At 63.0% G+C, this 19,311-nt stretch carries 23 protein-coding genes and 5 tRNA genes; 10 read left to right on the top strand and 18 right to left on the bottom strand.

Annotated elements, in window-relative coordinates:
* Positions 1-38 precede the first annotated feature (38 nt).
* Positions 39-114: transfer RNA gene (locus tag JYG36_RS04905), tRNA-Thr, on the bottom strand.
* 70 nt (positions 115-184) lie between these two features.
* Entirely contained in the window at positions 185-595 is a 411-nt protein-coding gene (locus JYG36_RS04900) for a pilin (RefSeq protein ID WP_093379440.1), read from the bottom strand.
* 217 nt (positions 596-812) lie between these two features.
* Between JYG36_RS04900 and JYG36_RS04895 the strand changes: the two genes are divergently transcribed.
* The 4 genes from JYG36_RS04895 to yacG are packed head-to-tail and all read left to right on the top strand — an operon-like array spanning position 813 to position 3,713.
* On the top strand, positions 813-2,021 hold the full coding sequence (locus tag JYG36_RS04895; protein WP_213603241.1) for a type II secretion system F family protein: 1,209 nt from the start codon (positions 813-815) through the stop codon (positions 2,019-2,021).
* 2 nt (positions 2,022-2,023) lie between these two features.
* Positions 2,024-2,893, top strand: a complete 870-nt coding sequence (locus JYG36_RS04890) for a prepilin peptidase (RefSeq protein ID WP_213603239.1) — start codon at positions 2,024-2,026, stop codon at positions 2,891-2,893.
* The gene (coaE, locus tag JYG36_RS04885; protein ID WP_045200827.1) at positions 2,893-3,516 is read left to right on the top strand and encodes a dephospho-CoA kinase; all 624 of its coding nucleotides are present in this window, start codon (positions 2,893-2,895) and stop codon (positions 3,514-3,516) included. The genes JYG36_RS04890 and coaE overlap by 1 nt, the downstream gene beginning before the upstream one ends.
* Positions 3,513-3,713 (top strand): DNA gyrase inhibitor YacG, encoded by a 201-nt coding sequence (yacG, locus tag JYG36_RS04880; RefSeq protein WP_045200825.1) that lies wholly within the window; start codon positions 3,513-3,515, stop codon positions 3,711-3,713. The genes coaE and yacG overlap by 4 nt, the downstream gene beginning before the upstream one ends.
* Before the next feature lie 4 nt (positions 3,714-3,717).
* Here the strand turns inward: yacG and JYG36_RS04875 are convergent, their stop codons facing one another.
* Positions 3,718-4,407 carry an energy-coupling factor ABC transporter permease gene (locus JYG36_RS04875; protein ID WP_045200823.1) on the bottom strand — a complete coding sequence of 230 codons (690 nt, stop codon included), beginning with the start codon at positions 4,405-4,407 and terminating at the stop codon, positions 3,718-3,720.
* A gap of 45 nt (positions 4,408-4,452) precedes the next feature.
* Positions 4,453-4,914 carry a hypothetical protein gene (locus JYG36_RS04870; RefSeq protein WP_213603237.1) on the bottom strand — a complete coding sequence of 154 codons (462 nt, stop codon included), beginning with the start codon at positions 4,912-4,914 and terminating at the stop codon, positions 4,453-4,455.
* A 121-nt stretch (positions 4,915-5,035) separates the two neighbouring features.
* Between JYG36_RS04870 and JYG36_RS04865 the strand changes: the two genes are divergently transcribed.
* The 3 genes from JYG36_RS04865 (at position 5,036) to JYG36_RS04855 (ending at position 7,387) form a co-directional block, all read left to right on the top strand.
* The gene (locus JYG36_RS04865) at positions 5,036-5,665 is read left to right on the top strand and encodes a DUF1780 domain-containing protein (protein ID WP_010220617.1); all 630 of its coding nucleotides are present in this window, start codon (positions 5,036-5,038) and stop codon (positions 5,663-5,665) included.
* Positions 5,666-5,833: 168 nt separating this feature from the next.
* A complete protein-coding gene (locus JYG36_RS04860) occupies positions 5,834-6,007 on the top strand; it encodes a DUF3094 family protein (protein WP_045200819.1) in 174 nt (57 codons plus the stop codon).
* An 84-nt stretch (positions 6,008-6,091) separates the two neighbouring features.
* Positions 6,092-7,387, top strand: a complete 1,296-nt coding sequence (locus tag JYG36_RS04855; RefSeq protein WP_045200816.1) for an NAD(P)/FAD-dependent oxidoreductase — start codon at positions 6,092-6,094, stop codon at positions 7,385-7,387.
* A 134-nt stretch (positions 7,388-7,521) separates the two neighbouring features.
* On the opposite strand, the gene JYG36_RS04850 is transcribed toward JYG36_RS04855, so the two are convergent.
* The 8 genes from JYG36_RS04850 to rluD form a co-directional block, all read right to left on the bottom strand.
* Positions 7,522-8,052 (bottom strand): dihydrofolate reductase family protein, encoded by a 531-nt coding sequence (locus tag JYG36_RS04850; RefSeq protein ID WP_093379425.1) that lies wholly within the window; start codon positions 8,050-8,052, stop codon positions 7,522-7,524.
* Positions 8,053-8,148: 96 nt separating this feature from the next.
* Positions 8,149-8,225: transfer RNA gene (locus JYG36_RS04845), tRNA-Pro, on the bottom strand.
* A 100-nt stretch (positions 8,226-8,325) separates the two neighbouring features.
* Positions 8,326-8,401: transfer RNA gene (locus JYG36_RS04840), tRNA-Lys, on the bottom strand.
* Between the two features lie 5 nt (positions 8,402-8,406).
* Positions 8,407-8,483, bottom strand: a tRNA-Pro gene (locus JYG36_RS04835).
* Positions 8,484-8,493: 10 nt separating this feature from the next.
* Positions 8,494-8,569: transfer RNA gene (locus tag JYG36_RS04830), tRNA-Asn, on the bottom strand.
* Between the two features lie 303 nt (positions 8,570-8,872).
* Positions 8,873-11,437, bottom strand: coding sequence for an ATP-dependent chaperone ClpB (gene clpB / locus JYG36_RS04825; protein WP_045200814.1), 2,565 nt, complete (start codon positions 11,435-11,437; stop codon positions 8,873-8,875).
* 124 nt (positions 11,438-11,561) lie between these two features.
* Complete coding sequence (gene pgeF / locus JYG36_RS04820; protein WP_213603235.1) at positions 11,562-12,302, bottom strand: peptidoglycan editing factor PgeF; 741 nt, start codon at positions 12,300-12,302, stop codon at positions 11,562-11,564.
* Positions 12,299-13,261, bottom strand: a complete 963-nt coding sequence (gene rluD, locus JYG36_RS04815) for a 23S rRNA pseudouridine(1911/1915/1917) synthase RluD (RefSeq protein ID WP_038998723.1) — start codon at positions 13,259-13,261, stop codon at positions 12,299-12,301. The genes pgeF and rluD overlap by 4 nt, the downstream gene beginning before the upstream one ends.
* 150 nt (positions 13,262-13,411) lie before the next feature.
* On the opposite strand from rluD, the gene JYG36_RS04810 reads away from it, so the two are divergent.
* Both JYG36_RS04810 and JYG36_RS04805 read left to right on the top strand, forming a co-directional pair.
* Positions 13,412-14,434: an outer membrane protein assembly factor BamD gene (locus tag JYG36_RS04810; RefSeq protein ID WP_045200810.1), complete on the top strand. Its 1,023-nt coding sequence runs from the start codon at positions 13,412-13,414 to the stop codon at positions 14,432-14,434.
* Positions 14,435-14,527: 93 nt separating this feature from the next.
* Complete coding sequence (locus tag JYG36_RS04805) at positions 14,528-14,758, top strand: PP0621 family protein (protein WP_038998721.1); 231 nt, start codon at positions 14,528-14,530, stop codon at positions 14,756-14,758.
* A 74-nt stretch (positions 14,759-14,832) separates the two neighbouring features.
* Here the strand turns inward: JYG36_RS04805 and thiO are convergent, their stop codons facing one another.
* Genes thiO through JYG36_RS04780 form a run of 5 tightly spaced genes read right to left on the bottom strand, consistent with a single transcriptional unit; the run spans position 14,833 to position 17,720 of the window.
* Complete coding sequence (thiO, locus tag JYG36_RS04800; RefSeq protein WP_213603233.1) at positions 14,833-15,936, bottom strand: glycine oxidase ThiO; 1,104 nt, start codon at positions 15,934-15,936, stop codon at positions 14,833-14,835.
* Positions 15,937-15,963: 27 nt separating this feature from the next.
* A complete protein-coding gene (locus JYG36_RS04795; protein WP_093387269.1) occupies positions 15,964-16,362 on the bottom strand; it encodes a type IV pilin protein in 399 nt (132 codons plus the stop codon).
* A gap of 20 nt (positions 16,363-16,382) precedes the next feature.
* Positions 16,383-16,892, bottom strand: a complete 510-nt coding sequence (locus tag JYG36_RS04790; protein ID WP_213603231.1) for a pilus assembly protein PilX — start codon at positions 16,890-16,892, stop codon at positions 16,383-16,385.
* Positions 16,885-17,544: a PilW family protein gene (locus JYG36_RS04785; protein ID WP_213603228.1), complete on the bottom strand. Its 660-nt coding sequence runs from the start codon at positions 17,542-17,544 to the stop codon at positions 16,885-16,887. Before JYG36_RS04785 ends, JYG36_RS04790 begins: the two co-directional genes overlap by 8 nt.
* The gene (locus JYG36_RS04780; RefSeq protein ID WP_213603226.1) at positions 17,541-17,720 is read right to left on the bottom strand and encodes a pilus assembly protein PilV; all 180 of its coding nucleotides are present in this window, start codon (positions 17,718-17,720) and stop codon (positions 17,541-17,543) included. Before JYG36_RS04780 ends, JYG36_RS04785 begins: the two co-directional genes overlap by 4 nt.
* Positions 17,721-17,886: 166 nt before the next feature.
* Here JYG36_RS04780 and JYG36_RS04775 point away from each other — a divergent pair, with 166 nt between their 5' ends.
* Complete coding sequence (locus tag JYG36_RS04775; protein ID WP_249744394.1) at positions 17,887-18,363, top strand: GspH/FimT family pseudopilin; 477 nt, start codon at positions 17,887-17,889, stop codon at positions 18,361-18,363.
* On the opposite strand, the gene ispH is transcribed toward JYG36_RS04775, so the two are convergent.
* Positions 18,352-19,299 (bottom strand): 4-hydroxy-3-methylbut-2-enyl diphosphate reductase, encoded by a 948-nt coding sequence (gene ispH, locus JYG36_RS04770; protein WP_213603222.1) that lies wholly within the window; start codon positions 19,297-19,299, stop codon positions 18,352-18,354. The two genes, JYG36_RS04775 and ispH, sit on opposite strands and share 12 nt — an antisense overlap.
* Between the last annotated feature and the right edge of the window lie 12 nt (positions 19,300-19,311).

Raw genomic sequence — 19,311 nt, 5'->3', positions numbered from 1 at the left:
GTTTCGCAGACAGTCATAGACTTCTGGAAACTGGTCTCTGGTGCCGGAGACAGGAATCGAACCTGCGACCTTCGCGTTACGAGTGCGCTGCTCTACCGACTGAGCTACACCGGCGTGGCGATAACGCTACCACTGCCGGATCGCTTACGCAAATCACTGTTTATTAACAGCAATTGCGTCTGTTTCAGAGGGCTTTGCAGCCTGCCGGGGCGAGGTCTTCGTTGAGGGTGCTGGTGCAGGCCCAGCCGCTTGCGGCGCGGGTCAGGGTGATGGTTTTGTCGGTGGCGATGGCCGGGGCGTCGATCAGGGTGCAGACAATGCTGCCCACGCCCGTGGCCGCGGTGCCGCTGGCGGCAATGGCGCAGTGGGCGGTGCGCTCCTGGCCGCCCAGGGCGGCGACGTTGGCGATGTCTTTGCCTTCGTTCAGGCGCAGGTCGAAGGCGGTCTTCAACGCAGAAATTTCTACCAGGGCCGCCGTGGCTTTGGTGCGGACCTGGCTGTTGGTGTAAATCGGTAAGGCGATGGTCGCCAGAATGCCGATGATCGCCACCACGATCATCAGTTCGATCAAGGTAATACCGCGTTGCCCTTTCATGGACACTCTCCCTCACAAAATCAGTTCATGCCGGCCGCAGTGGTGCGGCGCCAGCAGGCGCGCCAGTAGGCCCGAACAGACACCTTTTGTCACCCCGTGACGGTCATTCGGTCGCTCTGGCTCGACTACTCTAGTGGGCGGCGGGCAACCCTGCTCGCCACTCGGGGCCTGGAGCTGTTACCAGGCTTGTGCAAGGCAGCGCAACAAGGATGTGGCGATGACCGAAAGCAACCGGATGTACAGCTGGCAAGGCACTAACGCCCAGGGTGCCTTGATCAGCGGCCAGAGTGCGGCGCGCAGCGCGGCGTTGATCAGGGCGCAGTTGCGCCAGCGCGGGATTCGCCCGGGGCGTATCGCCAGTGTGCGCCCGCCGTTGTGGCAATGGCGGCGGCCACTGGATGGCAAGGCGCTGAGCCAGTTCAGCCGCCAGCTGGCCACCCTGGTCAAGGCCGGGGTGGCGCTGTTGCAGGCGTTGGATGTAGTGGCCCAGAGCAGCACTAACCCGGCGCTGGCCAGCCTGCTGGGGGCGATCAAGGCCGATATCGCCGCCGGCAGCAGCCTGGCCACTGCCCTGCGCCGCCACCCGCAGTACTTCGATCGGCTGTACTGCAACCTGGTGGACGCCGGTGAGCAGTCCGGCAGCCTGGAGACGGTGCTGGCCCAGGTGGCGGCGCTGCAGGAGCAACGCCAGGCCCTGCGCATGCGGCTGAAAAAGGCCATGACCTATCCTCTGCTGGTGTTGCTGGTGGGCTTTGGGGTGTCGGCGTTGTTATTGCTGGAGGTGGTGCCGCGCTTTCAGTCGTTGTTCGGCGGTTTTGGTGCCGAGCTGCCGGCGTTTACTCAACAGGTGATCAATTTGTCGCAGTGGTTGGGCGCGCACCTTGGGTGGCTGTTGATAACGTTTGGCGGCGCTTGTAGTGCGCTGGCTTGGGGTTATCGGCACAAGCCTGGGGTGCGTTTGTGGCTGGTGCGCGTGGCGCTGCGCTTGCCGGTGCTTGGCAGCCTGCTCCGGCATGCCGCCCTCGCCCGCTTTGCCCGCACCCTGTCGACCTCGTTTGCCGCCGGGGTGCCGCTGGTGGAGGCGCTGGGGCCGGTTGCCGGGGCCTGCGGCAATCCGTTGTATGAGCAGGCGGTGCACAAGGTGCGCGACGACCTTGCCAGTGGTCTGGCCTTGAACGTGGCGTTGCGCACCAGCGGGCTGTTCCCGGCGCTGGTGGTGCAGATGTGCGCCATTGGCGAGACAGCCGGCACGCTGGACGATATGCTCGCCAGGATCGCCAGCCATTATGAACAGGCCATCGACCACCTGCTCGACACCCTCACGGCCATGCTCGAGCCGTTGATCGTGCTGATCCTGGGGTTGCTGGTGGGCAGCCTGGTGATCGCCATGTACCTGCCAATCTTCCAGCTGGGCAATGTGATCTGACCATGAACCTGTTGAACACCCTGGCCAGCCAGCCACTGATGTACCTGAGCTTCGCCCTGTTGCTCGGGCTGATTGTCGGCAGTTTTCTCAATGTGCTGGTGCATCGCCTGCCGATCATGCTCGAACGCCAATGGCAGGCCGAAGCCCGTGAGGTACTGGCGTTGCCCAGCGAGGCACAAGCGCCGCGCTTCGACCTGTTTTTACCGCCCTCGCAATGCCCGCATTGCGCCCACCGCATTCGCCCGTGGGAAAACATACCGGTGGTGAGTTACCTGGCCTTGCGCGGGCGCTGTTCCGCTTGCCAGGCGCGCATCAGCCCGCGCTATCCGCTGGTGGAGCTTGCCTGCGGGGCGCTGACGCTGTTTGCCGCCTGGCATCTGGGTTTTACCGTCGCGGCCCTGGCGCTGATGGTGCTGAGTTGGGGCCTGCTGGCCATGAGCTTGATCGATATCGAGCACCATCTGTTGCCCGATGCCCTGGTGCTGCCGTTGTTGTGGTTGGGGCTGATCGCCAATGCCTTTGAACTGTTCGTCCCGCTGGAGGATGCCTTGTGGGGCACGGTGGCCGGTTACCTGAGCCTGTGGTCGGTGTTCTGGGTGTTCAAGCTGGTCACCGGCAAAGAGGGCATGGGCTATGGCGATTTCAAGTTGCTGGCCATGCTCGGCGCCTGGGGCGGCTGGCAGATTTTGCCGCTGACCTTGCTGTTGTCGTCGCTGCTGGGGGCGGTGATCGGCCTGATTATGCTGCGCCTGCAGCGCAAGCAGGCGAGCACGCCGATCCCCTTTGGTCCCTATCTGGCCATTGCGGGCTGGATCGCGCTGCTCTGGGGTGGTCAAATAACCACTTCCTATCTGAAATATTCCGGATTCTGATGACCACCGCTGCTTTCACCCCCTGGATTCTCGGCCTTACCGGCGGCATCGGCAGTGGCAAGAGCGCCGCCGCGCAGCGCTTTGTCGAGCTGGGTGTGCACCTGGTCGACGCCGACCAGGCCGCGCGCTGGGTGGTCGAGCCGGGCCGCCCGGCGCTGGCGAGTATCGTCGAGCGTTTCGGCCCGGGGGTGCTGCTCGAAGACGGCCAGCTCAACCGCGCGGCCCTGCGCGAGCTGATCTTCGCCGACCCGCAGCAACGGCTGTGGCTCGAAGCGCTGCTGCATCCCTTGATCGGCCAGGAGATCTTCAGCTACCTGGCCAAGGCCGAGTCGCCCTATGCGGTGTTTGTTTCGCCGTTGATGGTCGAGTCTGGCCAGTACAAACGCACCGACCGCCTACTGGTGATCGATGCGCCGCAGGCACTGCAGGTGCAACGCACCCTGCTGCGCGACCAGACCAGCACTGAGCAGGTGCAGGCCATCCTCAAGGCCCAGGCCAGCCGTGAACAACGCCTTAGCCACGCCCACGACGTGATCGTTAACGACCGTGACCTGGCCTGGCTGCATTCGGAGGTCGACCGCCTGCACCACTTTTACCTGACTTTGCGAGGAGGCCAAGCATGAGCCAACCAACGACCGTAGATTGCCCGACCTGTGGCGCCCCTGTGGAATGGAGCGCGGCCAGCGCGTTTAGGCCGTTCTGTTCCGACCGCTGCAAGCTGATCGACCTGGGTGCCTGGGCCTCGGAAGAGCACAAGATTCCGGTTGCTCCGGATGCCGAAGACGAGCTGTTCTCCGGCGAGCTCGACCCGCGTCACTGAGGCCTCAGCGCTCGGGGTCGTCATCCTTCCACGGGGCCTGCAGGTAGCGGGTCCGGTTGAAGGTCTCCAGCCACTCCGGGCAGAACACCACCAGGGCGCTGACCACCATGCCGTTGATGAAGGCTTCGGGGAAGATGATCAGCCACAGGTAGCCGATAAAGTCCTCGATCCACTCCGGCATGACGAACCGCCCGTCCATCCACAGCAACCCCAGCCCACCGAGCAGGCACAAGAGTGCCGACAGCGCCGCGGCAAAAAAGCCTGAACAGAAGATATAGACGAACAGGTTGCGCGGCTGGGCTCGCTCCACCAGGATCGCGCACACCTCGGTGACCAGCACCGGCAGGCCGATCAGCAGCAGGCCATTGACCCCCATCGCCGCCAGGTCCTGACGCCCCAGCGCCAGCAGGCCGAGCTGCGCCAGCAAGCCACCGACAATCGCCAGCGGCCAGTCCAGCAGCAGGGTGACGGCGGTCATGCCGATAAAGTGATACGACACCCCGGTGTCGAAGTCGCGGCGTACCAGCCACAGGGCAAACAAGGCGAACACCGTACCAAACAGCAAATGCTGGCGCCGGCTGTCGGCGAACAGTTCCAGCCAGCGGGTACGCGCCACCGCCCAGATCAGCACGGGCACATAGGCGACCCAGGCGATGGTCAGGGTCTGGCTGGAAAGTACGGCGGCACTGATCACGGCAAATAACCCTTGTGCGAGTGAGGCAATAGACCTGGGGGCAGTCTACACCTCGGGGCTGGCTTGATCAGCCTCCGCCGGTGCTTTGGGTGCCTCGAACAGGCGGAACACCGCGCCTTCAACCAGCCAGTCTGCTGGCTGGCAACTCGGGTTGCGCTGCAGCTCGACCACGCTGACGGTGGTCGCCGACACCTGCACATCGGCCCAGGCGCCGTAGCAAGCGAACTCGTTCAGGGTCAGGCGCAAGCGGTAATCGCCGGGCATGACGCTGAGCACCTTGGGGTTGAACTCGGCGTAGCTGCGCACGATTTCGTCTTCTGCGCCGCGATGGTCGATGAGCTTGACGCTGTAGGGCGCTGAATCGCCCTCCTTGAGCACTACATAGCGGCCATCCGGGGTGTCGTAAGGCACGGTAGGCGTCCAGAACAAAAAGCCCACGCCGTACACCACCAGGGCACAAACCACCGTGCCGGAACCGAATATGCCGCCCATCTTCACTACGCTCATGTTTCTTCCCTGATATTCACTGAGCCCACAACGGGTGCGCAGTCTAGGCGCTGGCCCGGCGTTGCAGCAATGGCTTGCAGACATTTCCTGCAAAGCTCAATTGAACGCTAAGCTTGTGCCCATGGACGACTCAGACTACTTGCGCCTGCTCACCATTCAGGCCGAACAAGCCAATGCGTTTCTATCCAATGCCCGTAAATGGGAACGTGAGCGTTGGGTCTGCCAGCGCCTGCTGCAAGGCCTGAATATTCCTTACCGCAGCGAAGATTTTGCCGCCGCCGGGCAAGAGCCGCCTGACGTGCTGTTTCGCGATGCCGCCTTCGAGGTGTTTTTTGTCCTCGATGAGGGCCGCCGCCTGAACGACGAGTGGCGCGAAGAGCTGCAGCGCCGGCGCAGTGCCTTTTCGTTGAGCCAGCTGGTGCGCCGCGAGGCCCGGCCACGGCGGATCAGCGCCCAGGAACTGCTGCAGCGCCTGGCACCGACCTTGCGGAAAAAATCGCACAACTATCAGGAACGCGGCCTCGACCTGAGCGAGCTGGACATCATTGCCTTCGCCAGCCTCAAGCGCGAAGTGCTCGACCTCAATAGCCACTTCCCGCCACCCACCGAATACCTGCGCCAGGGCTGGCGCTCGTTGTCGCTGGTGGGCCCGACCTTCGCCCGGGTGTTGTTTGCCCACCCCGATGCGCCGGATTTCTTGCGTGGCAATCTGGGGCGCAGCATCGTTTTTGATGTCGGAATCAGCCTCTGAGCTGGCCCCCTGCCAAAGCCCGATGGCATAAATTCTGCGCCGGTGATACAAAGCGCAATCATTCGTTATAAAGACAGCCAAGTGACTGAAAGATGGGCGACCTTCGAGCTACTACAGTGAACACTGTAGCTTTCCCACAGTCACAAGCGTCTATCTGACGAGGCCCTCATGACCAGCCGCCTGAATCCCGATGACCAGCGTCGTGTCGATGAATACCTGCAAGCCCCTCAGCACCAAGTCGAGCGCAAGCCTTTCCGGCCCTGGCTGCTCCTTGTGCTGGTGGTGGCCGTAACGGTTGCGCTCGGCTTGTTGAGCCGCCTCTTGAGTCAACTGGTGCTATGAGCTGCCTTGCGCTCGCCCACAACGCCCGCCCCGTGCGGCCTACCACTCAAGACCCGAATTCCGTAAACCTTATGAGATATCTCCATGACTCACCGTATAGTGATTGTCGGCGGCGGCGCCGGCGGCCTGGAACTGGCGACCCGCCTGGGTAAGACCCTGGGCAAAAAGGGTAGCGCCAGCATCACCCTGGTCGACGCCAACCTGACGCACATCTGGAAGCCGCTGCTGCACGAAGTGGCGGCCGGCTCGCTCAACTCTTCCGAAGACGAACTGAACTACGTGGCCCAGGCCAAGTGGAATCACTTCCAGTTCCAGCTCGGGCGCATGAGCGGCCTGGACCGCGAAACCAAGCAGATCCAGCTGGCCGCGACCCTCGATGAGGACGGTCGCGAGCTGCTGCCTGCGCGCACCCTGGGCTACGACACCCTGGTGATCGCGGTGGGCAGCAACACCAACGACTTCGGCACCCTGGGCGCGGCGCAGCATTGCCTGTTCCTCGACACCCGCAAGCAGGCCGAGCGTTTCCACCAGCAACTGCTCAACCATTACCTGCGCGCCCACGCGGGCGATCAGGCCCATGAAAAAATCAGCGTGGCCATCGTTGGTGCCGGCGCTACCGGTGTCGAGCTTGCCGCCGAGCTGCATCACGCGGCCCACGAACTGGCGGCTTATGGCCTGGATCGTATCCAGCCAAAAGACATGCACATCACCCTGATCGAAGCCGGCCCGCGGGTGCTGCCAGCACTGCCGGAGCGCATCAGCGTGCCGGTGCACAAGACCCTGGAAAAACTCGGGGTGACAGTGATGACCAACGCGGCGGTCAGCGAAGTGACGGCCGATGAGCTGCGCACCAGCAATGGCGAGGTGATTCAGGCCAGCCTCAAGGTGTGGGCGGCGGGTATTCGGGCGCCGGGGTTCCTCAAAGACATCGACGGCCTGGAAACCAACCGGATCAACCAACTAGTGGTGCGCCCTACCCTGCAGACTACTCTGGACGACAACATTTTCGCCTTTGGCGACTGTGCTGCCTGCCCGCAACCGGGTAGCGACCGTAACGTGCCGCCACGGGCACAGGCTGCGCATCAGCAGGCGTCGTTGCTGGCCAAGGGGCTCAAGGCGCGCCTGGAAGGCAAGCCGTTACCGACTTATGCGTACCGGGATTACGGCTCGCTGGTGTCGCTGTCGCGCTTCTCGGCGGTGGGTAACCTGATGGGCAACCTGACCGGTAGCGTGATGCTCGAGGGCTGGTTGGCGCGGATGTTTTATGTGTCGCTGTATCGCATGCACCAGATGGCGCTGTATGGGACTTTCCGTACGCTGATGCTGATGCTCGGCAGCCGGATTGGTCGCGGGACTGAGCCGCGGTTGAAGCTGCACTGATTTTGTATTGGCTTTGAGGGCCTCATCGCGGGTCAAGTCGAGGCGTCGCACCGCCGCTCCCACAGGTATGGCGGTGTTTCTGTGGGAGCGGCGGTGCGGCGACCCGACTTGACCCGCGATGGCGTCGGCATTGTTTATTTCAGTACCCGATAAGTACTCTGCACAAAGCCGCTTTCAAAGGTGGTGCTGCGCATATGCTGCAGCGTCACGTCCTTCGCCAGGGCCCCAAACAGCGGGATGCCGCTGCCCAGCAACACCGGTATGCGGGTGATGGTCAGTTCATCCAGCCGGCCTTCGCGCAAGAAGCTCTGAATCACCTGCCCGCCATCGAGGTACAGGCCCTTGGCGCCTGTTTCATTCAAGTGCTCGACCAGGTCGGCGACCGGCCCCGGGTGCACTTCAACGCCATGCTGCATATCGGCCTGCTGCAAGGTGCTGCTCAGCACCACCACACGCTTGTGCGGATACGGCCACTCGCCAAAGGTCAGGACCTTCTCGAAGGTGTTGCGGCCCATGACCAGGGTGTCGATGGTGGCCATGTACGCCGCATAGCCGTGATCGTCACTGGAGCTGGTGGCAACCATCAGCCAGTCCAGCTCACCGCTCTCACGGGCGATGAAGCCATCGAGGCTGGTGGCGATGTACACGGAGGTTTTCAGGGGCACGGCGCAACTCCTTTGCAGGAAATAGCCGGATAGTATCAGCCAGGGCGCAGAAACGAAAAAAGGGCACCTTTTGCAAGGTGCCCTTCTTTCTGAAGATGGTCGGGGTAAGGGGATTCGAACTCCTGACATCCTGCTCCCAAAGCAGGCGCGCTACCGGACTGCGCTATACCCCGGTAAAAAAAAAGGCTCCGATTAAGGTGCCTTTTTTTATGGCTGGCTGCTAATGGCAAACCAACCTTTTAAGATTTGAACCCAGCGTACCGGATTCAAAAATGGTGGGTCGTGTAGGATTCGAACCTACGACCAATTGGTTAAAAGCCAACTGCTCTACCAACTGAGCTAACGACCCTAAGATGGTCGGGGTAAGGGGATTCGAACTCCTGACATCCTGCTCCCAAAGCAGGCGCGCTACCGGACTGCGCTATACCCCGGCTTGAAATTTGGCTCCGCGACCAGGACTCGAACCTGGGACCCAATGATTAACAGTCATTTGCTCTACCGACTGAGCTATCGCGGAACTATCAATTTCAATTACAACAGTGCTGCAATTTCGAGTGCTGTATCACTACCGCTTCGAACTCTTCGACCTTGTGCATCGCTGCGTTCATGCCTCTGAGGCGCGCTATTCTACAACCTTCAAAACCCTTGTCAACCCCTAATTTGCATTCAACTTACTGATTTGCAACTTTTTTTCAGATTCCCAATTTTGCCGGGAAGCTGCGGGGCGACATACAGCGGGGCGCACTTTACAAGCACTCGAGAAAAAATGCAAAGAAAAAAGGCCTCGAAATTCGAGGCCTTAGCGTAACCCGCCGAAAACTCAGGCGAAGACGATCTCTTCGCCCTCGACCTTCGCCGTGATGGCGCTGCCTGGCAGGAACTGGCCCGACAGGATCAGCTGCGCCAACGGGTTCTCGATCCAGCGCTGGATCGCCCGTTTCAGCGGCCGTGCGCCATAGACCGGGTCGTAACCGACGGCGATCAGTTTATCCAGCGCCTCGGGGCTCAGCTCAAGGCTCAGCTCACGTTCGGCCAGACGGCTGCGCAGGCGGCCGAGCTGTATCTGGGTGATGCCAGCAATCTGCTCGCGACCCAGCGGTTCGAACACCACCACTTCGTCGATCCGGTTGATGAACTCCGGCCGGAAGTGCGAACCCACGGCATCCATCACCGCCGCACGCTGCGCTTCACGATCACCCACCAGCTCCTGGATCTGCGAAGAGCCCAGGTTGGAGGTCATGACGATCACGGTATTGCGGAAATCCACCGTCCGCCCGTGGCTGTCAGTCAGGCGACCGTCTTCCAGCACCTGCAGCAACACGTTGAACACATCCGGGTGGGCCTTCTCGACCTCGTCCAGCAGCACCACCGCATAAGGTTTGCGCCGCACGGCTTCGGTCAGGTAGCCGCCCTCTTCATAGCCTACGTAGCCTGGTGGAGCACCGATCAGGCGAGCCACGGAGTGTTTCTCCATGAACTCGGACATGTCGATGCGCACCATGGCCTCTTCAGTGTCGAAGAGAAACTCCGCCAGCGCCTTGCACAGCTCGGTTTTACCGACACCGGTCGGGCCGAGGAACAGGAACGAGCCGCTCGGGCGGTTCGGGTCCGAAAGGCCGGCACGCGAGCGGCGCACGGCGTTGGACACGGCCACCACGGCTTCTTCCTGGCCGATCACCCGCTCGTGCAGCAGGCTTTCCATCTTCAGCAGTTTTTCCCGCTCGCCTTCGAGCATCTTCGACACCGGGATGCCGGTCCACTTCGACACGACTTCGGCGATCTCTTCTTCAGTCACCTTGTTACGCAGCAGCTGGTTTTCCGCCTTGCCGTGCTGGTCGACCATCTGCAGGCTGCGCTCCAGGTCCGGGATCACCCCGTACTGCAGCTCGGCCATGCGGCTGAGGTCGCCCTTGCGCCGGGCCGCTTCGAGCTCCTGACGCGATTGCTCGATTTTCTGCTGGATCTGCGCCGAGCCCTGTACTTCGGCTTTTTCCGAGGTCCAGATCTCTTCCAGGTCAGCGTACTCGCGCTCCAGCCGGGCGATCTCTTCGGTGAGTTTCTCCAGGCGTTTGAGCGCGGCCTCGTCGTCCTCTTTCTTCAGCGCCTGGGACTCAACCTTCAGTTGAATCAGGCGGCGCTCCAGGCGGTCGAGCACTTCCGGCTTGGAGTCGATCTCCATGCGGATGCGGCTGGCCGCTTCGTCGATCAAGTCGATGGCCTTGTCCGGCAGCTGCCGGTCAGTGATGTAGCGATGGCTGAGCTTGGCCGCGGCGATGATCGCGCCGTCGGTGATCGCCACCTTGTGGTGCACCTCGTAACGCTCTTTGAGGCCACGCAGGATGGCGATGGTGTCTTCTTCGCTCGGCTCTTCTACCAGCACCTTCTGGAAACGCCGCTCAAGCGCTGCGTCTTTTTCAATGTACTGGCGGTACTCGTTCAGCGTAGTGGCGCCGACGCAGTGCAGTTCACCACGGGCCAGGGCCGGCTTGAGCATGTTGCCGGCGTCCATCGAGCCTTCGCCTTTACCGGCGCCGACCATCGTGTGCAGCTCGTCGATGAACAGGATGATCTGCCCTTCCTGCTTGGACAGCTCGTTGAGCAAGCCTTTGAGGCGCTCTTCGAACTCACCGCGAAACTTGGCACCGGCGATCAGCGCGCCCATGTCCAGCGACAGCAGGCGCTTGCCTTTAAGGCCGTCCGGCACTTCACCATTAATGATGCGCTGGGCCAGGCCTTCGGCGATGGCGGTCTTACCGACGCCAGGCTCACCGATCAGCACCGGGTTGTTCTTGGTCCGGCGTTGCAGCACCTGGATGGTCCGGCGGATTTCATCGTCACGGCCGATCACCGGGTCAAGCTTGCCGTCTTCGGCGCGCTTGGTCAGGTCGACGGTGTATTTGTCCAGGGCCTGGCGCGACTCTTCGGCGTTGGGGTCATTGACCGCCTCGCCGCCGCGCAGGTTGCTGATGGCATTCTCCAGGGCCTTTTTGCTCACGCCCTGGCTGAGCAGCAACTTGCCAAGCTTGCTGTTCTCGTCCATGGCCGCCAGCAGCACAAGCTCGCTGGAGATGAACTGGTCGCCCTTCTGCTGGGCCAGGCGGTCGGCCTGGTTGAGCAGACGCGCCAGGTCCTGGGACATGTTGACGTCGCCGGTCGGGTTCTGGATTTTCGGCAGCTGGTCGAGCTCTTTGCTCAACGCCTTGCGCAGGCTGTTGACGTCAAAGCCGACCTGCATCAGCAACGGCTTGATCGAACCGCCCTGCTGATCGATCAGGGCCTGCACCAGGTGCGCAGGCTCGATGGCCGGATGGTCCATACCCACGGCCAGGGATTGGGAATCGGATAATGCTAATTGCAGCTTGCTGGTCAAACGGTCTATTCGCATGGGTTACCTTCCTTTATGGGCAGGTCGGAGCGATGGACACACCTGATGAAGAAAAACCTGCCAGAGATACCACTGTAGATAAGGGTGATTCTGGAAGATTCAAGCTAGGCGGGCTTGATCCAGGTCAGCGCGCTGCCAGCCAGACCAGCGAAGCGAAGCGGCCACCCTGCGGGGTGCGCCGATAAGAATAGAAGCGCGGGTCGCTGACGGTGCACAAGCCACCACCATAGACGGCATTGACGCCGCGCGCTGCAAGGCGCAGGCGGGCCAGCTGGTAGATATCGGCCATCAGCTTGCCGGGCTGGGCACCGGGCACGAAGGCCTGGGCAGTTTCCGGATGAACGGTCGTGAACGCATCACGAACCTCAAGGCCGACTTCAAAGGCTTGCGGGCCAATCGCCGGGCCCAGCCACACCAGCACCTCTTCGGGCGGCAGGGCCAAGCGCTTCAGAGTCGCCTCCAGCACACCGTTGGCCAGCCCGCGCCAGCCCGCATGGGCGGCGGCTACGCGGGTGCCGGCGCGGTCGCAGAACAGCACCGGCAAGCAGTCGGCGGTCATGACCGTGCAGGCAATGCCGGGGGTATCGCTGTAGCTGGCATCAGCCTCGGCAATAACGCCAGGGTCGGCATCGGCTACAACTACGCCATGCACCTGCTTGAGCCAGGCTGGCTGGATGCCGAACTCGGCGGTCAGGCGCCGGCGGTTCTCGGCCACCGCTGCTGGCGCATCGCCAACATGGTCACCGAGGTTGAAGCTTTCATAGGGCGGCAGGCTGACCCCGCCGCTGCGCGTAGTGACGCAGGCGCGCACCCGGGCTGGCGCAGGCCAGTCCGGGAACAGCAGCGCTTGCGTCAGCTCGCTCATCCGACGAACGCCTCGCGGTCCTGCTTGAGCAGCGACAGCAGCCAGACGAAGTCGTCCGGCAGCGCCGATTCCCAACCCATGCGCTCGCCGGTCACCGGGTGATCGAGCTCCAGGAAGCGTGCATGCAGGGCCTGGCGCGGGAAGGTCTTGAGCGCGTCGACCATGGTCAGGCTGGCCGCTGGCGGAATGCGGAAGCGCCCGCCGTAGACCGGGTCGCCGACCAACGGGAAGTTGACGTGGGCCATGTGCACGCGGATCTGGTGGGTACGCCCGGTTTCGAGCTTGACCCGCACGTGGGTGTGCGAGCGGAAGCGCTCCAGTACGCGATAGTGGCTGACCGCAGGCTTGCCGCCTTCGGTGACCGCCATGCGCTGGCGCTGACCGCCGTGGCGACCGATCGGCGCGTTGATCTTGCCGCCGGCCGTGACCACACCGATCACGATGCATTCATAGATGCGGCTGACGCTGCGGCTTTGCAACTGGGCAACCAGCTGGGTCTGCGCCTGGATGGTCTTGGCCACCACCATCAGACCGGTGGTGTCCTTGTCCAGGCGGTGGACGATACCGGCGCGCGGCACGTTGATGATGTCCGGCACGTGGTGCAGCAGGGCATTGAGCAGGGTGCCATCGGCGTGGCCCGCAGCCGGGTGGACCACAAGCCCGGCAGGCTTGTTGATCACCAGGATGTGGTCGTCTTCATAGACGATATCCAGCTCGATGTCCTGGGCCACCCACTCGCCCTGGGCTTCCTGCTCGGCATCGAGCGCCAGCAGCGCACCGCCGTGGACGATATCGCGCGGACGCAGGACAGCGCCATCGACCGTCAGGCGCCCCTCCTTGATCCAGGTGGACAGGCGCGAGCGCGAGTGCTCAGCGAACAATTGGGCGGCGACTTGGTCGAGGCGTTGCCCGCCCAATTCGGACGGCACCTCTGCGCGAAGTTGAATGATCTCGGACATGCTCGAATCAGCGGGCGGCACAGCCTTTGGTTTCGACTGCGCGCTTGTGGTTAAATACGACGTCTTTTGCCCCGAGGGTTGCATCGGGGTGCTCATCATAACAGGACGGCCACGCCCAAGACAGCGGCCGTCATAGGGACGCAAGCCGCCATGCAAGTGAAACACCTGCTGCTGATCGCCATCCTCGGACTGACCGCTGCTTGTTCTTCGAAGGAAGTCGTCGACGAAAACCTGAGCGAAGCCGAGCTGTACCAGCAGGCGCAGGCCGACCTGGACAACCACAGCTATACCAGCGCCACAAGCAAGCTGAAGGCTCTGGAATCGCGCTATCCGTTCGGCCGCTACGCCGACCAGGCCCAGCTCGAGCTGATCTACGCGAACTATAAAAACGCCGAACCGGAGGCTGCCAAGTCTGCCGCCGAGCGCTTCATTCGCTTGCATCCGCAGCATCCGAACGTCGACTACGCCTACTACCTCAAGGGTCTGACCTCGTTCGACCAGGACCGCGGCCTGCTGGCGCGCTTCCTGCCGCTGGACATGACCAAGCGTGACCCGGGCGCTGCCCGCGACTCGTACAACGAATTCGCCCAGCTGACCAGCCGCTTCCCCAACAGCCGCTATTCGCCTGACGCCAAGCAGCGCATGATCTACCTGCGCAACCTGCTGGCTTCCTACGAAATCCACGTGGCCGACTACTACCTGACCCGTCAGGCCTATGTCGCTGCCGCCAACCGTGGCCGCTATGTAGTAGAGAACTTCCAGGAAACCCCATCGGTCGGCGACGGCTTGGCGGTGATGACCGAAGCCTACATGCGTCTGCACCTGGACGAACTGGCGGCCACCAGCCTGGAAACCCTCAAGCTCAACTACCCGGACCACCCGAGCCTGGTCGATGGCCAGTTCGTGCCGCAGCAGAACGAAGCCGACAACCGCTCGTGGCTGTCCAAGGCCACCCTGGGCCTGATCAATACCGCCCCGCCGCTGCCGCCGGGTGAAACCCGTGCCAACCAGGACGTGGTGAAGCAGTACCAGGACGCCAAGGACGCGATCCCGCAAGAGCTGCTGCCTAAAGATGCCAACGGTGACGTCATCGAAGAAGAAAACCACGAAGCGGAAGGTAACAACGAAGACCGCTCCTGGTTCAGCTACATGACCTTCGGTGTGTTCGACTGAGCCATCGTGTAAAAGATAAAGGGAGGCCAAGGCCTCCCTTTTTTCATGCTCGAGCCCTAGACTGAAGGCTCTTCACTGACAAAGCTGGACACCATGGTTCGCCTACTTTTCTGGATTGCCCTGATTGCTGCTGCCTTCTGGCTGTGGCGCAAGTTCAAGGCCAGCAATGCTGCTGGGCAAAACAACAGCCTCGAAGACCCGCTGAAGATGGTCCGCTGCGCCCATTGCGGCGTGCATTTGCCCAGTGACCGGGCGCTGCATCGCGGGGCGCAGTGGTATTGCAGTCAGGCGCATCTGGAGCAGGGGCCTGGGGCGCAGCGCTGATTGCGCGGTGCCTGCATCGCGGGGCAAGCCCGCCCCTGCCAGATTGTAGGAGCGGGCTTGCCCCGCGATGAGCCCTAAAGAGCAGCCACCCGCCCAGCCGGTACATATGGTGCCGGATCAATGATTGGCTCACGCCCCAGCAACAAATCCGCAAACAACTGGCAGGACGCCGGCGCCAGCACCAGGCCATTGCGGTAATGCCCGCAGTTCAGCCACAGTCCGGCATAGCCTGGCACCTCGCCGATGTACGGAATGCCCTCAGGCGAACCCGGCCGCAGCCCCGCCCAATGGGCCACCGGGGTGGCGTCGGCCAGCGCCGGCAGCAACTCCACCGCCGATGCCTTGAGGCTTTCCAGCGCTTCGTCGGTTGGGGTCTTGTCGTAACCGGCATGCTCCAGGGTACTGCCCACCAGAATATGCCCGTCGCGCCGCGGGATCGCATAACGCCCCTTGGCCAGCACCATGCTCGGCAAAAAGTCTTCGGCGCACTTGTACAGGATCATCTGCCCTTTCACCGGCTCCACCGGCAGCTCCAGGCCCAATGGCCGCAGCAAGTCGCCGCTCCAGGCGCCAGCCGTCAGCACCACGCGATCGGCCGGAATCGGCCCGGTTGCAGTCTCGACCCCGGTGATGCGCTCGCCCTCACGGCTGAAGCCGGTGATTTCGCACTGCTCGCGAATGCTCACGTTCGGCAGCGCCAGCAAGGCGGCCTTGAGTGATTTGACCAGGCGTGGGTTACGCACGTTGGCAACCCCGGCCATGTAGATGGCGCGGCGGAAACCGCCACCCAGCACCGGCACCGCGTCATAGGCCGCCGAGATATCCACAGCACTTAGCGGCCGTCCTTCGCGCTTGGCCCAGGCCAGGGCTTCGGCTTCGTCGTCGAGGTCCAGCCAGTACAGGCCGGTGGTGTGCACTTCAGGGTCAACCCCGGTGCTGGCGAACAGGCGCTCGCCCAGCTGTGGATAAAAATCCTGCGACCAATGCGCCAGGGCCGTTACCGCCGGGCTATAGCGCCACGGGTACAGCGGCGAGACGATGCCGCCGCCAGCCCAGGAAGACTCCTGGCCGAGCGCGCCACGGTCACACAGCACCACCTGCTCGACCTCGGCCGCCAGGTTGAACGCTGTCAGCAGGCCGATTACCCCGCCACCGACAATCACTACTTGCTTGGTCATGTATTGATCCAACGTCTGAAGTAAACCTCAGCCACCCCAACAGCCGCGGCCGCCATCAACGGCGCCGGGATTGCGGCGCACACCGGCCTGGTCGAGTTCGAAATCGGCGCAGCGGTCACTGTTCATCAAACCACCGCCAATGCGCCGGGCGGTAAGGGTGAATGACGTCGAAAGACGAACGGCCTGCAGCCGGTAGTGCTCGGTCCCGGGCGCCAATGGGGTGACCAGGGCTTCGCTGTCGGCGTACTGGCCGCTGCGGGCATAGTGACGTTCGAGCAGTTGCGCGCTTTCGAACAGCAACCCGGCGATTTCCGTGCGTGCGGCCTTGCGGACCTGTTCGCTGTAGCTGGGATAGGCAATGCCCGCCAGAATGCCGACCACGGCGACGACAAGCAACAGTTCAATCAGGCTCAAACCTTTCTGCAGGGTGGACATAAGTCGAACTCCTAGTGAAGCTGGCGCCAGAGAATGCGCCTGGGTGGCTGGGCGCCCTCTTCTACAGCCTGTGCATAAACGCTTTCGAGCACGCTGCGCCCTACCCCGGCGTGGCTGACGGCGGTGATCCGGTACAAGGTAACGGACAGGTTGGCAGGCCAGTGCGCGGCGTGGGTACTCTGGCCAAGGTTCTGTACCAGGTGGAAGCCGCTGGCGCCGCCTTGCCAGCTCAGGCCGGAGGTCGGCCCTTCGCCGCGGTAGACGCCAGGCGCCCGCACCCGTGCAGCTTCCGGCGGCGGTAAACAGTACGAGCATGGCAGCACGCCGACGACGGTCGACTCTCCCAGCAGCAAGGCCTGCTCCGCCTGCTCGAGGCCGTGCAAGGCTGCTTGCAGGTTGCCGGCCATGCGCCCCTGCAAGGTGGCACTGACCATCGCCGAGACGCCGAGCAAAGCCAACAGCCCCAGCAGCACCAGGCTGACCAGCAGGACCACCCCACGCTGGCTGCCGGGCCTAGCCATTGCGCAGGGCCACTGTCAGTTGATACTGCTGCGGCCTTACCCGCGCCAGCGGGTCAAGCAAGGTCAGGCTCAGGCGCAGTCCGGCGATGCGGGTGGCACTCCGGCTGATAATGTCGACGCGCAGCTCACCGAGGTTGTCGATCAGCGGCGCATAACTGGCGCCGCTGCCGAGCATCAGGCTGGTGCCATCAACGCGATAGGTCTGGCGTCGTATCGGTATCGCGAAGTGCCCGGCCGGCGCCGCCTGGACATCGGGATAGACCCGCGCCTGGCTTATGCAATCGGTGACCAGCGTCCAGTTCGGCCGCCCACCGGCGCCAGCGACTTCGGCGCTGATCAGGCTCAATTGCTGCAATTGGCCGTTCGCTGCGCGGATTACCTCCAGCGGTTGGGCAAACGCCTGTGCCGAGGACGGGTTCACATGGCTGATTGCATCCGCACGCAAGCAGCCGAACATGCCGCTCATGCGAATATCCTGGGCCATGCGCTGCAACGCCAGGCGCGCGTCTTCCTGCAGTTGTGCGGCGATGCCCTGAGCCTGCCAGTTCGAAGTGGCCGCCAGAAACAAGCGGCTGACACCGAGCAGCAGCACCAAGCCGAGGCTGAGGGCCAGCAACACTTCGACCAGGCCGACACCGGCTTGCCGGGTCATCGGCCTGGCCCTGCGTTGATGCGCGCTTGTTCGCGCTCGCCATGCTGCAGATACGCCGCCTGAGTACTGTGCAAGGCACTGTCGGTGGCCTGCAGCGCCCGCACTTGCGCAGCCGCTGCAGCAAACACACCCAGCCCCAGCATCAGCATGGCCAGCAGCACTTCGAGCAAGCTCATTCCTTGTTGCCGTCCGCCATCCATGGCGCCATCCCTCCTGCGACTTTTCCCCAGCCCTTTGCCAACCCGGCCGACTGGACGCTGTTGTCCGCCGGCCTGACTCTATAGAAGCACTTCCAGGGAGGAATGCACGGTGAAGCAACAGGGCGTAACACTGATACAAATGATGTTCGCGTTGGCGCTGGTGGGGATGCTCACGCACATCAGCCTGCCGGCCTACAACACCATGAGCAGCGGGCTACAACAGCACGCCGCCGCCAAGGACCTGGCCCAGGCCCTGCGCACCGCACGCAGCGAGGCTTTGCTGCGCAACCAGGTGGTTCGCCTGCAGGCGCTGGAAGACAACTGGAGTAATGGCTGGCGCATGGTCGTGGAACAGGATGGCCCACTGCTGCTGTACGAGCAGCGGCTTGAGCGGGTGAACGTCGTGGGTAATCAACCGGTGGCCCGGCAGGTGCGCTTCAGTGGGCTGGGGGTGCCCTTGCACGCGGGGGGAGCGTTTCAGGCCGGGACGCTGTTCATTTGCCAGCGCCCCGAGCCCTTCAGCCAGTACCGGGTGGTACTGGCGCACACAGGCCGGGTCAGCCTGCGCGAAGAGCCCGGCGAGCAGCCGCTGTGCGCGGCCGGCGGGTCAGATCAGTGAACGTACGCGCAGCTCTTTGGGCATCGAGAAGGTGATGTTCTCTTCGCGGCCATCAAGCTCTTCGGCGCCCGTGGCACCCCAGGTGCGCAGTTGTTCGATCACGCCACGCACCAGCACCTCGGGGGCCGAAGCACCGGCGGTGATACCAATGCGCTCAACGCCATCGAACCAGCTTTTTTGCAGGTCTTCGGCGCCGTCGATCAGGTAGGCCGGGGTCGACATGCGCTCGGCCAGTTCACGCAGGCGGTTGGAGTTGGAGCTGTTCGGGCTGCCGACCACCAGGACCACGTCGCATTCGTTGGCCAGTTGCTTGACCGCGTCCTGACGGTTCTGGGTGGCGTAGCAGATGTCGTCCTTGCGCGGCCCGCCGATATTCGGGAAGCGCGCGCGCAGGGCATCGATCACCCGGCTGGTGTCGTCCATCGACAGCGTGGTCTGGGTGACGAAGGCCAGTTTGTCCGGGTCGTTGACCTGCAGGCTGGCAACATCGTCCTCGTCTTCGACCAGGTAGATGGCGCCACCGTTGCTGGTGTCGTACTGGCCCATGGTGCCTTCGACTTCCGGGTGGCCTTCGTGGCCAATCAGGATGCACTCGCGGCCGTCACGGCTGTAGCGCGCCACCTCGATATGCACCTTGGTGACCAGTGGGCAGGTCGCGTCGAATACCTTCAGGCCGCGCCCCGCCGCTTCCTGGCGCACGGCCTGGGAAACACCGTGGGCGCTGAAGATGACGATGACGTCGTCCGGCACCTGGTCGAGTTCTTCGACAAAAATCGCCCCGCGCGCGCGCAGGTCTTCGACCACGAACTTGTTGTGCACCACTTCGTGACGCACGTAGATCGGCGGGCCAAACACTTCGAGGGCACGATTGACGATCTCGATCGCCCGGTCCACACCGGCACAGAAGCCACGGGGGTTGGCGAGTTTGATTTGCATGGCAGGCTCCAG

It is taken from the genome of Pseudomonas sp. SORT22 (assembly GCF_018417635.1).
GTDB lineage: Bacteria > Pseudomonadota > Gammaproteobacteria > Pseudomonadales > Pseudomonadaceae > Aquipseudomonas.
This window is presented reverse-complemented; position numbering and strand designations above follow the sequence as displayed.

Excerpts from the sequence above, each read along its gene's own strand:
- pgeF (WP_213603235.1), bottom strand. The coding sequence starts at position 12,302 with ATGAGCGAGCTGACGCAAGCGCTGCTGTTCCCGGACTGGCCTGCGCCA.
- JYG36_RS04775 (WP_249744394.1), top strand. The coding sequence starts at position 17,887 with ATGTTCGCGTTGGCGCTGGTGGGGATGCTCACGCACATCAGCCTGCCG.
- thiO (WP_213603233.1), bottom strand. The coding sequence starts at position 15,936 with ATGACCAAGCAAGTAGTGATTGTCGGTGGCGGGGTAATCGGCCTGCTG.
- JYG36_RS04865 (WP_010220617.1), top strand. The coding sequence starts at position 5,036 with ATGGACGACTCAGACTACTTGCGCCTGCTCACCATTCAGGCCGAACAA.
- yacG (WP_045200825.1), top strand. The coding sequence starts at position 3,513 with ATGAGCCAACCAACGACCGTAGATTGCCCGACCTGTGGCGCCCCTGTG.
- ispH (WP_213603222.1), bottom strand. The coding sequence starts at position 19,299 with ATGCAAATCAAACTCGCCAACCCCCGTGGCTTCTGTGCCGGTGTGGAC.
- JYG36_RS04780 (WP_213603226.1), bottom strand. The coding sequence starts at position 17,720 with ATGAGCTTGCTCGAAGTGCTGCTGGCCATGCTGATGCTGGGGCTGGGT.
- JYG36_RS04785 (WP_213603228.1), bottom strand. The coding sequence starts at position 17,544 with ATGACCCGGCAAGCCGGTGTCGGCCTGGTCGAAGTGTTGCTGGCCCTC.
- JYG36_RS04790 (WP_213603231.1), bottom strand. The coding sequence starts at position 16,892 with ATGGCTAGGCCCGGCAGCCAGCGTGGGGTGGTCCTGCTGGTCAGCCTG.
- rluD (WP_038998723.1), bottom strand. The coding sequence starts at position 13,261 with ATGTCCGAGATCATTCAACTTCGCGCAGAGGTGCCGTCCGAATTGGGC.
- JYG36_RS04810 (WP_045200810.1), top strand. The coding sequence starts at position 13,412 with ATGCAAGTGAAACACCTGCTGCTGATCGCCATCCTCGGACTGACCGCT.
- JYG36_RS04870 (WP_213603237.1), bottom strand. The coding sequence starts at position 4,914 with ATGAGCGTAGTGAAGATGGGCGGCATATTCGGTTCCGGCACGGTGGTT.
- JYG36_RS04890 (WP_213603239.1), top strand. The coding sequence starts at position 2,024 with ATGAACCTGTTGAACACCCTGGCCAGCCAGCCACTGATGTACCTGAGC.
- clpB (WP_045200814.1), bottom strand. The coding sequence starts at position 11,437 with ATGCGAATAGACCGTTTGACCAGCAAGCTGCAATTAGCATTATCCGAT.
- JYG36_RS04895 (WP_213603241.1), top strand. The coding sequence starts at position 813 with ATGACCGAAAGCAACCGGATGTACAGCTGGCAAGGCACTAACGCCCAG.
- JYG36_RS04805 (WP_038998721.1), top strand. The coding sequence starts at position 14,528 with ATGGTTCGCCTACTTTTCTGGATTGCCCTGATTGCTGCTGCCTTCTGG.
- JYG36_RS04855 (WP_045200816.1), top strand. The coding sequence starts at position 6,092 with ATGACTCACCGTATAGTGATTGTCGGCGGCGGCGCCGGCGGCCTGGAA.
- coaE (WP_045200827.1), top strand. The coding sequence starts at position 2,893 with ATGACCACCGCTGCTTTCACCCCCTGGATTCTCGGCCTTACCGGCGGC.
- JYG36_RS04900 (WP_093379440.1), bottom strand. The coding sequence starts at position 595 with ATGAAAGGGCAACGCGGTATTACCTTGATCGAACTGATGATCGTGGTG.
- JYG36_RS04860 (WP_045200819.1), top strand. The coding sequence starts at position 5,834 with ATGACCAGCCGCCTGAATCCCGATGACCAGCGTCGTGTCGATGAATAC.